Origin of the sequence: Actinophytocola sp., assembly GCF_009379765.1 — a bacterium.
Taxonomy (GTDB): Bacteria; Actinomycetota; Actinomycetes; order Mycobacteriales; family Pseudonocardiaceae; genus Actinophytocola.
In genome coordinates, this window is the sequence record NZ_WHTD01000196.1 from 1 (window position 1) to 14,690 (window position 14,690).

The window sequence follows — 14,690 nt, forward strand, 5'->3', positions numbered from 1 at the left end:
GCCGCGCTCGCCGCCGCGGGGTGCGCGCTGACCCTGGCGCGCGCCGCGCCCGCGGCGGGGTCGGCGACGGGGTCCACTGTGGACAAGTCGCGGCTCGTGCACCCCGCTGGGCTGCGGCCCGGTGCCGCGTACGGCGCGAGCGTGTGGGGCTACACGGCGTTCAACACCTACATCCCGCTCCATGTCGCCGGGCTGGGCGGGCCCGACGCGAGGACCGTGTACGTCGTGTACGGCGTGGTCCTGCTCGGCGTGCGCGTGGCGGGCCACCGGCTGATCGAGCGGCTGCCGGCACGCCGGGTCGGGGGCGTCTCGCTGGGCTGCACCGCCGCCGGGCTCCTGGTTCTGCTGTGGCCGCCGACCCTGGTCGGCGGGACGGCGTTGCTCGCCGTCGGCCAGGCCCTCGGCCTGCCGGCGTTCATCACCGCGGCGATCGACGCCGTGCCCGCCGGTCAGCGAGGTTCGGCGCTGGCGACCGTCACCGCGTTCTTCGACGTCGGCTTCCTGACCTCCGCGCTCGGCCTCGGCGCGGTCACCCAGCTGCTCGGGCTGGGCGCCGGCTTCACCGTCGCGGCAGCGGTGTCGGCCGCCGCACTGCTCGTGTTCGTCCGCACGCCGACCGTCCGCACCGACCCTTCACTGAGGAGCGACCCATGACCACGCACCTGACCTCGCCGGACATCCCGGCCGCCGACCTGGTCGCCTACGCCGACGTCGTGCTGGAGATCGGCACGCCGGTCCGCGCGGGCGACCTGGTGGTGATCAACGCCGAGATCGAGCACGCGCCGCTGGCCCGCGCACTCGCCGAGGGCGCCTACGCCCGCGGCGCCCGGTACGTGGACATCTGGTACTTCGACCCGCACGCCAAGCGATCCAGGATCCGGCACGCCGACCCCGAGACCCTGCGCGAGGTGCCGGCCTGGCTCGATCGCCGCAACGCCGACCTCGAGGCGCGGCAGGGCGTGCTGATCAACATCCGCGGGGAGGCCGAACCGGACCTGCTGTCCGATGTGGACCCCGTGCGGGCCGGGCTCGACCGCATGCCCAACCTCGCGTCGCGCTATCGCCTGCAGGCCAACGACCTGGTGTGTTGGACGATCGTCGGCTACCCCAGCCGGGCCTGGTCGCGACAGGTGTTCGGCGAGGAGGACGTGCCGCGGCTCTGGCGACACCTCAAGCACTTCCTGCGGCTGGACCAGCCCGATCCTGCGGCCGCCTGGCGAGCGCACCTGGATCGGCTCGGGGCCAGGGCGGCCCAGCTCGACGGGCTCGACCTCGACGCCGTGCACTTCGCGGGCCCCGGCACCGACCTGACCATCGGCCTCATCCCCGAGGCGAGCTGGGGCGTGGTCGGCTACCACGCGGCGGACGGCCGGTTCTACGTGCCGTGCCTGCCGTCCGAGGAGGTCTACACCGCGCCCGACCACCGCAGGGTCGAGGGCACGGTCCGCGCCACCCGGCCGCTGTCCCTCGCCGGCACCGTGATCCGGGACCTCGAGCTCACCTTCACCGGCGGCCGGGTCAGCGAGGTTCGCGCCAGCAGCGGCGCCGACGTGGTGCGCGGCCACCAGGCCACCGACCGGGGTGCGGCGCAGCTCGGCGAGGTCGCGCTGGTGGACGGCTCGTCGCCGATCGGCCGGTCGGGCGTCACGTTCATGGAGACCCTGCTGGACGAGAACGCGACCTGCCACCTCGCCTGGGGGTTCGGCATCAACCAGGCCATTCCGGGCGCGTCGGGGCTGACCCCGGAACAGCGCGACGCGAAGGGCATGAACGTCTCCGCGGTGCACACCGACTTCATGGTCGGCGGACCCGACGTCACGGTCACCGGCATCCGCCACGACGGAACCCGCGTGCCACTCCTGCGCGACGACATCTGGCAGCTGACCTGGCCGTAAGGAGGCCAGGGTCACGGGACACCGGCACGGGCCGCGCGTTCAGGGCGTCGAGACCGGGCTGGTTCCGTACACGAGCCACCCGTCCTCGTAGGTGAGGAGCAGGAGCCATCGCCCCGGACGTGGTCCGGTGAGCGTGGCGGCGACCGTGGCGAGCCCCGGCGAGGTCTCCCGGAACTCGGTGATGTCGATGCGCAGGGCCGAGCCGTTCGGCAGCAACGGCTGCGGGTCTCGCAGGTACGCGGGCCCGACGGCGTCGGACAGGACGGTGGCGACGTCGGCGGGGTCCGTGCTGGCGAGCGTCGACTCGATGACGCGGGCCTCGGCGACGGTCAGGGCGGGCGTCGAGGAAACCGGCCCTCCCGCGGTGTCCTCGCCGCCCGTGCCGAGCACCGCGAGCACGACGATCGCCGCGGTGGCGAGCACGCCTCCGAGGACCAGCACGAGCACGAGCCGCCTCCGGGTGCCTGTCGCGGCCATCGGTGATCGTCCTCCCCGGTTCGTGAACGGCGAATGGTAGCGGTCCGTGCCCGCTAAGGTCTGTCCACGTGACATCGAACGTGCGGATCCGGCGCCTCGTCGCCTCGGTGGTGGTCGTGTTCGGCGTGGTGGTGGCCGGTGCCGCGCCGGCCGGTGCCGCCGGTGCGGCCGACGGCTGCGCGGGCGACGTCGGCACCCGCACCCCGGTCCTTTTCGTGCACGGCTTCACGTCCAGCGGCGGGACCTGGGGCGAGGCGGACGATCCCGGCACGGCGATGGCCGCGTTCTGCACCACCAGCACGTACTCCGCGGCGTTCGACTACGCCGAGGCCAGCACCCGGTGGGTCACCGACGACAGGATCGGGCCCGCGCTGGCGACCCGGATCCTCGAGCTTGCCGACGAGTCCACCCGGGACGGTGGGCAGGGAAAGGTCGTCCTGGTCGGCCATTCGATGGGTGGGCTCGCGATCCGCTGCGCGGCAGCGGAGGCGTGCAACGGAGGCCGGCGGGGTGTACCGGGCGCGATCGCGACCATCGTCACCTTCGGCACCCCGCACCAGGGCACCTTCTGGAAACGCGGTCCACTCGGACCGGTCACAAAGGTCCTCGGCAAGGTGTTGTCCGAGTCGTGCACCCCGGCCGAGTCGGTACCGGTGGGCGGCCCGGTGCTGAGCCTGACCGGGCTGTGCGGCTACATCGACGCGCTGGGCGCCAGCCCCGCCGCCAACGCTTTCGAGCCGGGCTCGGACGAGCTCGACGCCTTGCCCGACCAGCCCTCCGGGATACCGGTCACCTCGGTCGCCGGCAAGATCGACGTCACGACCAACCTGTTCTTCAAGCGGATCAAGCTCGCCGACGTCGGCGACGCGGTCGTCGGGGTCAGGTCCGCCCACGCCCAGCATGCCGAGCACCTCGGCATCGGCGGGGCGCCCACTGTGGACTGCGGCACCATCGACGTGACCGTCGTGCCCATTACCGCGCACCTCAACACCTCCTGCTGGCACGGTGGTGAGACGGGCGATCCGCGCTTCCTCGCCCACGTCAAGCAGGCCGTGGACACCTGGTCCGCGCTCCCCGAGCCGACCCGGATCGTGTACACCGGTCCCGTCGACCAGACCGGACACCTGTATCCGAACCAGCACGTCACGCTCACCCCGTCGGGCGGCACGTGCGAACCCGACCCGGTCTTCGTGCCCGGCACCTACCGGTGCTCGACGACCGACTTCGGCCTGTTCTCCCCGTGCTGGGCGGGCATCGACGACACCGGCTCGGACATCGCGGTCTGCATGAGCGCGCCCTGGGTAGGCACGCTCACCACGGTGTCGTCGGTGGAGGGACTCGGCACCGCGGGCGGCACCGACTACCTCCAGACCGAGCCGTGGGGCGTCAAGATCGACAACAATAGGCTGTGCCTGCGGCAGCAGGGACCTCCCGACCGGACCGACGGCCGGCCGGTGAACTACGTGTGCGACGGGAACCAGGTGCTGCTCGGCGAGATCGACCGCAACGAGGGACGCTGGCAGGCCGACACCGCCCTGTTCACCAGCGGCGGCACCTATCTCTCCACCGGTCCGCACGGCATCACCTTCGCGTACTACGGCCAGCCCAGCCCCAGCTGACCCCGCGGGGCATGGCGCCGGACCGGTTCACGGAGTAGAAATAGCCATCCACCTCGTCCACCGCCCGATGCTCGGCCAGCCATCTGAGAGAGCGCTTCCACGCACCGCCGGAATACTTCCTTATGCCACGCCCACCTACCCGTGCAGCGCTGCCTCGCCAGCGGAGAGGACGACCCGCATGATGACCCAACGTCCGGACGGTCGGGACCCCGCACGGCGGCGCCCCGGCCGGGCGTTCGCACTCGGCCTCATGCTGACGGCGGCCGCCACGACGACCACGACGACCGCGGCGTCGGCCACCGCCGCCACCCCGCCGCGGCACGGCACCCCGAACTTCGGCGCGAACGTCACCGTCTTCGATCCCGGCATGCCGGTCGAGGAGATCCAGGCGACCCTCGACGCGACGCACGCCGCGCAGGTGGACAACGAGATGGGCACCCAGCGCTACAGCTTCCTGTTCAAGCCGGGCACGTACGGCACCGCGGCGAACCCCCTGCAGATCAAGGTCGGCTACTACACCGAGATCGCCGGCCTGGGCGCCTCCCCCACCGACGTCGTCATCAACGGCAAGGTCGAGGTCTACAACCGCTGCCTCGCCGACGAAGGCACCGGCAACTGCCTCGCCCTCGTCAACTTCTGGCGCACCCTGTCGAACCTGTCGATCAACATCGACGCAGCCGGCCAGGACGACTGCCGGGCCTCGGCGAACTTCTGGGCCGTCTCCCAGGCGGTGTCGATGCGCCGCCTCGACATCACTGGCGGCGGCCTGTCGCTGATGGACTACTGCACCGCCGGGCCGCAGTACGCCAGCGGCGGCTTCATCGCCGACTCGAGGCTGCCCGCGACCACCAACGGCTCGCAGCAGCAGTGGCTGACCCGCAACAGCGAGGTCGAGAGCTGGTCCAACGGCGTGTGGAACCAGGTGTTCGCGGGGGTCGTCGGCGCCCCGGACGACGCCGGCTTCCCGGTCCCGCCCTACACGACGCTCGACACCACCCCGGTGAGCCGCGAGAAGCCGTACCTGTTCCTCGACGCGCGGGGCCGGTACAACGTCCGCGTGCCGGCCGCGCGCACGAACACCCGGGGCGTGTCCTGGGCGGACGGCCCGACACCCGGCCGCACGGTGCCGATCGCCGACTTCTTCGTCGCGAAGCCGTCGGACTCCGTGCGCGACATCAACAAGCAGCTCGCCCGCGGCAGGCACCTGCTGCTCACCCCCGGGGTGTACGACATCGCGCGAAGCATCGAGGTCAAGCGTCCCGACACGGTGGTCCTCGGCCTCGGCCACGCCACGCTCACCGCCGCCAAGGGCTCGGTCCCGCTCGACGTCGCCGACGTCCCCGGCGTCGTCATCGCCGGGGTCACGATCGACGCGGGCCTCCAGAAATCGCCGGTCCTGCTGCGGGTGGGCACGAAGCACGGTCACGGCCACAGCTCGGCACCCAACCCGACGACACTGTCCGATGTGTACTTCCGGGTCGGTGGGCCGCACGTCGGCAAGGCCGACACCGCACTCGAGGTCAACAGCGACGACGTGCTCATCGACCACACCTGGGTGTGGCGGGCCGACCACGGCGTCGAGGGCTTCACCGACACCGAACGCTGGAACACCAACATCGGCCGCTACGGCGCCGTCATCAACGGCGACCACGTGACGGCGACCGGCCTGTTCGTCGAGCACTTCCAGCGGTACAACACCGTCTGGAACGGCGACGACGGCACCACGATCCTGTACCAGAACGAGCTGCCCTACGACCCGCCGACACAGGCCGACTGGATGAACGGCGACGTCGAGGGCTGGGCCGGCTACAAGGTCGGCGACCGGGTGCGGACCCACACCCTCTACGGCGCCGGCGTCTACGTCTTCAACCAGAACAACCCGGCGATCCACACCGAGAACGGCTTCGAGGTCCCCGAGGCCCGAGGCGTGCGGCTGCACCACATCATGACGGTCAACCTCAGCGCCGGAACGATCGACCACGTCGTCAACGGCCTGGGCGATCCGGCCGACACCACCAGGATCGGTGCGCCGGTGTACGTCGCGGACTACCCGGCACCCTGACGCGGCGGTCAGGCCGCGGCGATCACCTTGTACCAGGGTGACGCCGCCGTCAGCCGGTCGATCGTGTCCGTTCCGACGAGGGCGGCGAGCCCGTCGCGCGCCGCCACCAGCTCCGCCCGGCCCGCGCTGCCACCGAGGAGCTGCTGGATCTGCCACGGGGTGCCGACCGGCAGCGGCAGCGGCGGGCCGTAGCCGACTCGCGGTGGCTGGCGGTGCAGGATCAGCCCGGTGCCGAGGTCCCGCGCCGGGTCGAGGTCGTAGCCGTGGTCGCCGCCCGCGTAGCCGGCGAGGCCGTTCGCGAACGCGGCGAGGTTGGTGATCATGTTGGTGGAGTTGCAGATGCCGTCGTTCTCGTTGCAGACGTTGCGCACCGCGAGGTCGCCGTAGTCCTGGCCGCCGTACATCGTCACGCCGGGCAGGACGGTCGGCACGTTCGTCTCGATGCCGCCCGCGACGCCGCCGAGCCCGCCGTCGCCGAAGGGCCGGCGCGGGTTGCCGTACAGCACCCCGGCGAGCTGTCCGTGCGGGATCGCCGTGCCGCGGGACAGTGTCCGCAGCACGTCGCCCGCGACCACCGCGCCCTCGGAGTAGCCGGCCAGCACGAGCCGCGACCCCGGGCAGGCGAGGTGAAAGTCGCGCACGGCGCGCTCGAGCTTGGCGGTTCCCTCGGCGACCGAGGCGTCGAGCGCCTGCCGGTCCACGATCGGGAAGACGCCCGCGTAGTACGGGACCTGCACGATCTGCCAACCGGCCGGCGGACTCGCGTTGAACCCCGACCGGTTCCAGTTGGCGAGCGACTCACCGCTCTGGTAGCCGTCGGTCTCGAAGACGGCGGTGGCCGGGCAGGCCGCCGGGGTCACCGCGTGAGCCGACGGCACCACGGCAACTGCCGCGGCCATCGCGACCACCACCGCGGCGACCGACCTCCGGAACGAGCGCATGCCAACCTCCGTCACCGTCGTCGACACCCCTGGGCCATCGTGCAACGCGGACCGCGACCGGACCAGCTCGGCCGCTGGCTCATCTGCGCCATCACCCAGCTGCGCCACGCACCTCAGAGCCAACCCCGGTGCGCCGCCTGGACTCCCGCCTGGAACCGGGTGGTGGCGCCGAGCCGGTCGAGCAGTGCGGCGATCCGGCGCACGACCGTGCGCCGGGAGAGCCGCAGCCGGCGGGCGATGACGTCGTCGGTGACCCCGGCCGCCATCAGGCCGATGATCGCTCTGTCCTGTTCGGACAGTGCCGCGCCGGTGCCGCCCGCGGTGAGCGGGACGCCGAACGTCCACAGTGTCTCGAACACGCCGGCGAGCGCGGTCAGCAGGCCCGGCGTGCGCACGACGAGCGAGCCGGCCACGCCGGCCCGTTCGGGGTCGGGCACCAGCAGCGCCGTGTGGTCGTCGCCGATCGTGAGCTTGACCGGCAGGTCGGCGAGCACCCGGGCGTCCTCACCCAGCTCGACCATCCTGGTCATGCTGGCGAACAGCGCCGGGTCGTCGTAGACGGCCTGGTGGTACAGCGTCCGGTAACGCAGCCCGGCCGCCATCCGCCGGGACTGCAACGCCTCCTGCGCCTCGAAGTGGTGCGGGCGGCTGCGGTAGGGCGGCCGGTCCAGCCACCTGACCTGGTCGGTCGCGCGCTCCTGGAGCCGGCGGGTCAGCGCGATGAGGTCGAGCGGGTCGTCCACGGCCTGCACGCCGTGCGCGTCCCGGACGTCGTGGCGGGCCACGTGGTACAGGCGGTCCAGCTCGGCACCGGCCCGCCAGAGCCGGTCACGCCGGGACTCCTCCAGCCGCAACAGCTCGGCCATCACCAGGCCGGGCGAGCGCGCCTCCCACTCGTCGGCGGCGTCGTCCAGCCGGACCACCGCGTCGAGGCCGGCGAGCTCGGCCAGGACGCGGGTGACGACGGCGACCGGGAGGTCGGCGTGCCCGGCGAGCTGGTCCGGCCGGCACCGGCCGTGCCGGGCCAGCGCGCGATAGACCCGGCCGAGATCGGTGTCCGGGTCGAGGACGTCGAGCACGGGACCCCTTCGGCTCGGGCGACGACGTGACCGGCCGGAGCGTACGACCGGGATTCGGCCAGGTCAACGACGCGTGGCGCACCTGCGCCCTGGCTCAACTGCGCCACCGGCCACCCTGGCCAGCCCGGTCCGCGCCCTGCCACGATCGCACGGAGTGATCACTCGACTCCAGACCGCCTGTTCCGGTAGGAGGCATGATGCACGCACGCACACCCTTCGCGGCCGCGGTGCTCGCCGCCGCTCTGGTCGCCGCTCCCCTCGCCCTGGCCCCGGTGAGCACCGCCGACCCGAGACCCACCGCCGCACCGGCACAGGTGCGGCCCGCCGGCGAGCACGTCCTGCAGGTCGACTACCAGGTCCAGCAGACCGGCTACTGGTGCGGCCCGGCCGCCACCCGGATCGCCTTGTCCGCGCGCGGGGTCTACCGCAGCCAGGCAGACCTCGCCGCGGAGCTGGGCACGCACACCGGCGGCACCGACTGGATCGGGCAGGTCACCCGGGTGCTCGGCGGCTACGTCGGCTGGTACGAGACCAAGGAGATGCCGAACGACCCGCCGACGCAGGCCCAGAAGGACCTGCTGTGGCGCGACATCGTGCTGGACATCGACAACGGGTACGCGATCGTGGCCAACATCGTCGCGCCGCCGGGCAACCAGCCCCCGGGCTACCCGCCCGGCCAGACGATCTACCACTACTTCACCGTGATCGGCTACGACGACGTCAACCGCACGGTGCTCATCGCCGACCCGGCCTCCTTCAGCGGCAACCAGATCTACTGGCTGACCTTCGACCAGCTGGCGTCGCTCATCCCGCCGAAGGGCTACAGCGCCTGACCCTCAACCGATCGCGTCCGCATCCGGCCGGCCGGATGCGGACGCGAGGTCGGCCGCCGTGGTGGCGAGCCAGTCGCGCGACGCGGCTCGGTCCAGCGCCACCGCGTCGATCTCGGCCACGACACGCCGGTAGGAGTTCAGGGTGTCCGCCCGCTCGATGAAGGCCACCCACGTCAGGTCCTCCAGGTACAGCACCGGGTTGAACTCGGCGAACTCGATGATCCGGAACGGCTCGAACGGCACCGAACCCGGCGCCTCCGCGACCACGCGGACCTCGACGTGCGGCCGCACAGCCATCCGCACCAGGTGGTGCAGCTGCTCGGACATCGCCCTCCGGCCGTGGCCGGTCCTGGTCATCGCGTACTCGTGGAGGAAGAACCGGAACCGAACCGGCCGGTCCCGGTCGAAGATCTCCTGCCGCGCAAGGCCATGAGCGACCCGGGAGTCGACCTCCTCCTCCGGGATGGTCGGCAGCGCCCGCAACGACGCCCGCATGTAGCTCTCGGTCTGCAGCAGCGCCGGCACCATGCCGTAGCCGGTGTGGATCATCGCGCTGGAGGTGTCCTCGAGGAAGCTCAGGGTGTGCGACCGTTCCGGTAGGCGGCTGCCGCACTGCTGCCACCAGAGGGTCTCCCACGCGTGCTCGGCTATCTCCAGCACGGCCCCGCGCTCGTCCCCGATGATGTCGCAGACGGCGAGGAACGCGGCGATGTCGATCAGCCGCACGCCGCGTTTCCCGCTGAGCAGGCGGCTCACCCGGCTCGGGGACCAGCCGAGCTTGCGGGCGATCTCGTTCGCGCTGAAGCCCGCGGCTCGCATCGCCGTGCTCAGCCGGAGACCGAGCTCGCGCGATCGGACGGTCGGGTCGAGGTCGAATGCCATCGAGGTCACTCCGTGGTGGTCGGTACGTGGCGGGATGCGGTGTCGTCGGCCGGGCGATGCAGCTCGAACGCCGCCAGCCGAAGTGCCCGCCGGAGCTCACCGATCACGAGGAGGTCGAGGACCGCGACGCCGTCGCTCGGCACGACCAGGGCCAGCCGTCCGTCGCCCGCCGGCCGGACGATGATCGTGCCGCGGCGCCTGGCGCCGTCGCGGCAGGCGGCGGCCCAGGGGTAGGTCCGCCGGCGCCGCCACCAGGTGAGCAGGCGGCGGCCGGGCGGGTCCGCAAGTCTCGAACTGCTAGGGTTGGTACCCATCACGAACCCTCAACTCCATGCTTCGCTGCTGTTTCCGCAGACAACATAACACTAGATATCTAGTTCGGATATTCGCACGTGCGAGTGAATCTATCGCTGCTACCGTCCGTGATCAACGTTCGGCGACATTCGACGGAGGTCTGTTCGATGCCCCGTGGCCCGCTTCCACCGCTGGTCCACAAGATCAGGTGCGGCCGCACGCTGGAGGAGCTGCGCGAAGGCGTGTTCCTGTCCCAGGACGAGGTCGGCGAGCGGCTCGGCTGGTCGCAGTCCAAGGTCGCCAACCTGGAGTCGGCCACCAGCGGCGTGAAGCCGGACGACCTGGCGAAGATGCTCGACCTCTACGACGCCGACGACGCGACTCGAAAGGAGTGTCGCGAGTTGGCCGAGCTCGGCCGCAAGCAGCTACTGCGCCGCAAGGGCACGCTGCGCAGCAAGTTCGACGGCAACATGCGGCAGGTGGTCGACATGGAGGTCAGCGCAGCCTCAGTGTGGTGCCACAACAGCATGGTCATCCCCGGTCTGCTCCAGACCGAGGACTACATGCGATACCAATTTCGCGCCTACCGACCCTCACCGACTCGCGACCAGATCGCGCGGTTCACGGAGATGCGTCAAGGCCGCCAGGCGGTGCTGGACAACACCGACCAGCAGTTCTGGTTCGTCATCCACGAGGCTGCGTTGCGTTCGTTGGAGAACATCGACGGCGACAGTTCCATCCTGAGAAATCAGGCCAATCGCCTGATGGAGGCCATCGACCGGCCCAACGTCGAGCTGCAAGTCGCCCCGTTCCGGCACGGCTACTACCCCGGCCAGGAAGAGACCTACATGATCTTCCGGTTTGATACAGAACCCGCTGTACAGGTGACGTACGTTGAGAAGTACGACGGTGGCGACATCCTTCACGACGAGAAGAACCTCACCAGGTTCGGCACCTTCTGGGACCACCAGCGGGTCCACGCTCTGGGGCCGGAGCAGACCCGCCCGTTCCTGCGGGAGCTGTCGCGGCCGTAGTAACGGCATGCGGCGAAAGGAACACTCCTATGACCAGCTCCCATGGAAGCTGGGTGTGGCGGAAGTCCAGCTTCAGCCAAGGCAACGGCAACTCCGCTTGTGTCGAGATCGGGCACTGGCGGAAGTCCAGCTTCAGCGAAGGCAACGGCAACTCCGACTGCGTCGAGATCGGCTTAGCGGCGGACCGAACCGCCGTGCGCGACTCGAAGAACCCCGACGGCGGGACGCTCGTCGTCCCCGAAGCCGCATGGCACGGGCTCCGCGCGACGATCACCAGCTGAGCCTGGCGAAACCCTGAACTGTCGGTCATGCTGGATCCCATGACCGCGTGGCAGCGGGTGGTTCCCGTCCGGCCGTTCGATGTGCTTGCCGGGTGCTTTGGCGTGATCGCCGTGGCCGGGATCGTTCTCGTCCTGGTCAGCTCGCTTGGCGGAACCGGTGAGACCGAATCCGCGCTCTCGGTGGTCGTGGTGTGCGCGTTCCTGGCGTTGGTGGCGACCTTCGCGTGGCGACTCGGCCGGACCGGTGTGTACGTGAGTGACCGAGGTGTGCGTGTCCAGTACGTCGTGAGCAGCGACGTCGTCGACTGGGCGGACGTGCACCGCTTCGTGGTGCGACGTTCCCGCCCCGGCTGGATCATCACCGCTGGGAGCGAAGAGATCTGGGTGGTGCGCCGGACCGGCGACCCGATCGAGACGTCGCTCACCCACTTGACCGATCGCCCGCTGGAGGACGTCCTGCCGTGGCAGCGCTTTGCCGCCGTCACGCGCTCGAGGGACGAGGACTTCGAACAGGCCCTCAGTCGCCTTGAGGGCGCGCGGATCCGGTATACCGGGCGAGGTCCGGTCTGACGCCGTTGACGTTCTCCTCCGTGCGGCACGCCACGTCCGCCGTCGCGGTCGCGATCTCCTCCGCGGTGGGCACCCCGGTGCCGAACGTCGGGTCGTTGTTCGCCGCCATCGGATCGCGGTAGTCGAAGCCCGCGGCCGACATGCACCGGCTCCACCCGGTGAACACCGCCCGCACCCGACTGTCGGCCTCCGCCATCGCATAAGAGTCGCCAGCCAGGCCAACCACACGTTCTCCCGCTCCGGATTCCGGTTCGCGAGTGCCCGCCGCGCCTCACCGGCACAGCCGTCGACCGTCCGCTCCCCATCCCCACGCAGCACACCCCCGGCCACACCGGACAGCGGCTCCACCGCCGCGTTCACCTCGTCCACCGCGGCCACGTCCGCCGTGAACGGGCTCGTGTACCCGAACCGCGCCGCATCGTCACCCGAGACCACACCGATCGGCCGGTCGACGTCGGGCACCAACACCCGCTCCGGCACCACATACCCGATCCCGAACCTCACCAGACAGTCCCGGACAACCACGTCGTAGGCCCGGCTCAACATCAGAAACTCCTCCGGCCGAGTCCGGAACCTGTCCAACGGGAACTCCACGTCGACGTAGCCGGCGACCGCCGGGATGACGGCCAGGGTTGATGACATGACCACGTCACCGATCTGCGCGCCTCAATGGAGTCCGGCCGGAGCCACCGCGATTCGCTAGACCCATTCGGGCCTCGTTCGGCTCTCGTGCCTCAATGGAGTCCGGCCGATCAGCCGGAGTCACAAGCCCGGCGTCACACAGGTCCGGGTGGGTGCGAATGAGGCTCGGTCTCGCCGGACCCGTCGACCGCGACGCCGTCGATGCTGACTCCAGCCGCCACGGAACCCGACGCCTCGGGAACCTCGCGGATCTCGACATGCGGTGGCACAACGCGTGCTCGGCCATCTCCAGGACGGAACTGCGCTCCTCGCCGATGACGTCGCAGACGGCGAGGAACGCGGCGATGTCGATCTGCCGCACGCCGCGTTTCCTGTTGAGCAAGCCGGCTCACCCGGCTCGGGGACCAGCCGAGCAGCTCGAACGCCGCCGGCCGAAGTGCTCGCCGGAGCTCACCGATCACGAGGAGATCGAGGACCGCGACGCCTGGCACCGTCGCGACAGGTGGCGGCCCAGGGGCAGGTCCGCCGGCGCCGCCACCAGTTGAGTGGGCGGCGGCCGGGTGGCACGCACCGAAGGAACAACTCCTATGACCAGCTCCCATGGACGCTGGGTGTGGCGGAAGTCCAGCGTCAGCAACGGAAGCAACAACACTGACTGTGTCGAGATCGGCTTAGCGGCAGACCGAACCGCCGTGCGCGACTCGAAGAACCCCGACGGCGGGACGCTCGTCGTCCCCGAAGCCGCATGGCACGGGCTCCGCGCGACGATCACCAGCTGAGCCGGGGCGGAAACCCCACCCGGACTACGCGTCGAGCAGGTCGGTCGCCGCCACCAGCTGGGTCTCGATCTCGTCCCGGCGCTGGTTCAGGACATCCCGGTGCTCGGTGACGAGCCGCTCCTGGTACGCCGTGATCACCGCAACCCACACGCCATTGACGTTCTCCTCCGTGCGGCAGGCCACGTCCGCCTTCGCGGTCGCGATCTCCTCCGCCGTAGGCACCCCCGTGCCGAACGCCGGGTCGTTGTTCGCCGCCCACGGGTCCCGGTAGTCGAAGCCCGCGGCCGACATACACCGGCTCCACCCGGTGAACACCGCCCGCACCCGACTGTCGGCCTCCGCCATCGCATAGGAGTCGGCAGCCAGGCCAACCACCACGTTCTCCCGGTCCGGGTTCCGGTTCACGAGTGCCCGCCGCGCCTCACCGACACAACCGTCGACCGGCACGGTCACGCCGTCGACCGTCCGCTGCCCGTCGCCACGCAGCACACCCCTAGCCACACCGGACAGTGGCTCCACAGCGGCGTTCGCCTCGTCCACCGCGGCCACGTCCGCCGCGAACGGGCTCTCGTACCCGAACCGCGCCGCATCGTCCACCGAAACCACACCGACCGGCCGGTCGACGTCGGGCACCAACACCCGCTCCGGCACCACGTACCCGATCCCGAACCTCGCCAGACAGTCCCGGACAACCACGTCGTGAGCCCGGCTCAACATCAGAAACTCCTCCGGCCGAGTCCGGAACCTGTCCAACGGGAACTCGACGTCGGCGTAGCGGGCGACGGTCGGGATGGCGCCAAGTTTCGGCTCGCCGGGGGCCGGCGGCGCCCCGGCGTCGACACCGCAGCCCGCCACGCCGAAACCGCCTATCAGCGCCAACCCCACCAGAACGGCTCGCTTCACGATGACCCCTCAGCAGTCCGGTCAGCCATGACGAGCCCAAAAAGAAGACCCCAGGTCGCCGACCTGGGGTGAAGCTCCTCCAGTTGGACTCGAACCAACAACCCTTCGGTTAACTGCGACCCGTCCACCGAGGTCCGCCTCAGTCCATCTACCTGCGCAGGTAGTCCATGGGAGACCACCGGGGTCCACCTCGATCCGTGGGGTTTTGTGACGGAAAAGTGCCGGCCGATCGTGTCGTCGACCTGGAGTGCGGCACGCTGTTGAGCGTCTCTCCGGTTGAGCTTGGCAAGGGTCTTGTGCGTCATTCGCGGTGAGGGCGTTGGTGGCGCGTGGGGTTGGGGTGGCTGGTCGCGTCAGGGTGAGGATGGGCTGAATAGGCTCCGGGGGTTTGAAAGCCAA

At 70.6% G+C, this 14,690-nt stretch carries 17 protein-coding genes; 10 read left to right on the top strand and 7 right to left on the bottom strand.

Annotated elements, in window-relative coordinates:
- The coding region (locus GEV28_RS37520) for an MFS transporter (protein ID WP_291418317.1) at positions 1-654 on the top strand (654 nt) is incomplete at its 5' end.
- Entirely contained in the window at positions 651-1,895 is a 1,245-nt protein-coding gene (locus tag GEV28_RS37525; RefSeq protein ID WP_291418318.1) for an aminopeptidase, read from the top strand. The genes GEV28_RS37520 and GEV28_RS37525, both read left to right, overlap by 4 nt.
- Positions 1,896-1,934: 39 nt before the next feature.
- On the opposite strand, the gene GEV28_RS37530 is transcribed toward GEV28_RS37525, so the two are convergent.
- Positions 1,935-2,372 (bottom strand): hypothetical protein, encoded by a 438-nt coding sequence (locus GEV28_RS37530; protein WP_291418319.1) that lies wholly within the window; start codon positions 2,370-2,372, stop codon positions 1,935-1,937.
- A gap of 68 nt (positions 2,373-2,440) precedes the next feature.
- Between GEV28_RS37530 and GEV28_RS37535 the strand changes: the two genes are divergently transcribed.
- Together GEV28_RS37535 and GEV28_RS37540 are read left to right on the top strand one after the other, a co-directional pair.
- The gene (locus GEV28_RS37535; protein ID WP_291418320.1) at positions 2,441-3,991 is read left to right on the top strand and encodes a hypothetical protein; all 1,551 of its coding nucleotides are present in this window, start codon (positions 2,441-2,443) and stop codon (positions 3,989-3,991) included.
- A 178-nt stretch (positions 3,992-4,169) separates the two neighbouring features.
- Complete coding sequence (locus GEV28_RS37540) at positions 4,170-6,053, top strand: hypothetical protein (protein ID WP_291418321.1); 1,884 nt, start codon at positions 4,170-4,172, stop codon at positions 6,051-6,053.
- Between the two features lie 8 nt (positions 6,054-6,061).
- On the opposite strand, the gene GEV28_RS37545 is transcribed toward GEV28_RS37540, so the two are convergent.
- Together GEV28_RS37545 and GEV28_RS37550 are read right to left on the bottom strand one after the other, a co-directional pair.
- Positions 6,062-6,994: a PE-PPE domain-containing protein gene (locus tag GEV28_RS37545; protein ID WP_291418322.1), complete on the bottom strand. Its 933-nt coding sequence runs from the start codon at positions 6,992-6,994 to the stop codon at positions 6,062-6,064.
- A 113-nt stretch (positions 6,995-7,107) separates the two neighbouring features.
- Positions 7,108-8,073, bottom strand: coding sequence for a helix-turn-helix transcriptional regulator (locus GEV28_RS37550; RefSeq protein ID WP_291418323.1), 966 nt, complete (start codon positions 8,071-8,073; stop codon positions 7,108-7,110).
- 194 nt (positions 8,074-8,267) lie between these two features.
- Here GEV28_RS37550 and GEV28_RS37555 point away from each other — a divergent pair, with 194 nt between their 5' ends.
- A complete protein-coding gene (locus GEV28_RS37555) occupies positions 8,268-8,906 on the top strand; it encodes a C39 family peptidase (protein WP_291418324.1) in 639 nt (212 codons plus the stop codon).
- A 3-nt stretch (positions 8,907-8,909) separates the two neighbouring features.
- Here the strand turns inward: GEV28_RS37555 and GEV28_RS37560 are convergent, their stop codons facing one another.
- Complete coding sequence (locus GEV28_RS37560) at positions 8,910-9,788, bottom strand: helix-turn-helix transcriptional regulator (protein ID WP_291418325.1); 879 nt, start codon at positions 9,786-9,788, stop codon at positions 8,910-8,912.
- Positions 9,789-9,793: 5 nt separating this feature from the next.
- Positions 9,794-10,102 carry a hypothetical protein gene (locus GEV28_RS37565; protein ID WP_291418326.1) on the bottom strand — a complete coding sequence of 103 codons (309 nt, stop codon included), beginning with the start codon at positions 10,100-10,102 and terminating at the stop codon, positions 9,794-9,796.
- A 147-nt stretch (positions 10,103-10,249) separates the two neighbouring features.
- Between GEV28_RS37565 and GEV28_RS37570 the strand changes: the two genes are divergently transcribed.
- The 3 genes from GEV28_RS37570 to GEV28_RS37580 are packed head-to-tail and all read left to right on the top strand — an operon-like array spanning position 10,250 to position 11,967.
- A complete protein-coding gene (locus GEV28_RS37570) occupies positions 10,250-11,116 on the top strand; it encodes a helix-turn-helix transcriptional regulator (RefSeq protein ID WP_291418327.1) in 867 nt (288 codons plus the stop codon).
- A gap of 29 nt (positions 11,117-11,145) precedes the next feature.
- Positions 11,146-11,397, top strand: a complete 252-nt coding sequence (locus tag GEV28_RS37575; protein WP_291418328.1) for a DUF397 domain-containing protein — start codon at positions 11,146-11,148, stop codon at positions 11,395-11,397.
- A 39-nt stretch (positions 11,398-11,436) separates the two neighbouring features.
- A complete protein-coding gene (locus GEV28_RS37580; RefSeq protein ID WP_291418329.1) occupies positions 11,437-11,967 on the top strand; it encodes a hypothetical protein in 531 nt (176 codons plus the stop codon).
- Here the strand turns inward: GEV28_RS37580 and GEV28_RS37585 are convergent.
- Entirely contained in the window at positions 11,915-12,163 is a 249-nt protein-coding gene (locus GEV28_RS37585) for a hypothetical protein (protein WP_291418330.1), read from the bottom strand. The two genes, GEV28_RS37580 and GEV28_RS37585, sit on opposite strands and share 53 nt — an antisense overlap.
- Positions 12,164-12,866: 703 nt before the next feature.
- Here GEV28_RS37585 and GEV28_RS37590 point away from each other — a divergent pair.
- On the top strand, positions 12,867-13,154 hold the full coding sequence (locus GEV28_RS37590) for a hypothetical protein (RefSeq protein ID WP_291418331.1): 288 nt from the start codon (positions 12,867-12,869) through the stop codon (positions 13,152-13,154).
- Positions 13,155-13,196: 42 nt separating this feature from the next.
- The gene (locus GEV28_RS37595; RefSeq protein WP_291418332.1) at positions 13,197-13,388 is read left to right on the top strand and encodes a DUF397 domain-containing protein; all 192 of its coding nucleotides are present in this window, start codon (positions 13,197-13,199) and stop codon (positions 13,386-13,388) included.
- A 24-nt stretch (positions 13,389-13,412) separates the two neighbouring features.
- On the opposite strand, the gene GEV28_RS37600 is transcribed toward GEV28_RS37595, so the two are convergent.
- On the bottom strand, positions 13,413-14,291 hold the full coding sequence (locus GEV28_RS37600; RefSeq protein WP_291418333.1) for a hypothetical protein: 879 nt from the start codon (positions 14,289-14,291) through the stop codon (positions 13,413-13,415).
- Positions 14,292-14,690 lie beyond the last annotated feature (399 nt).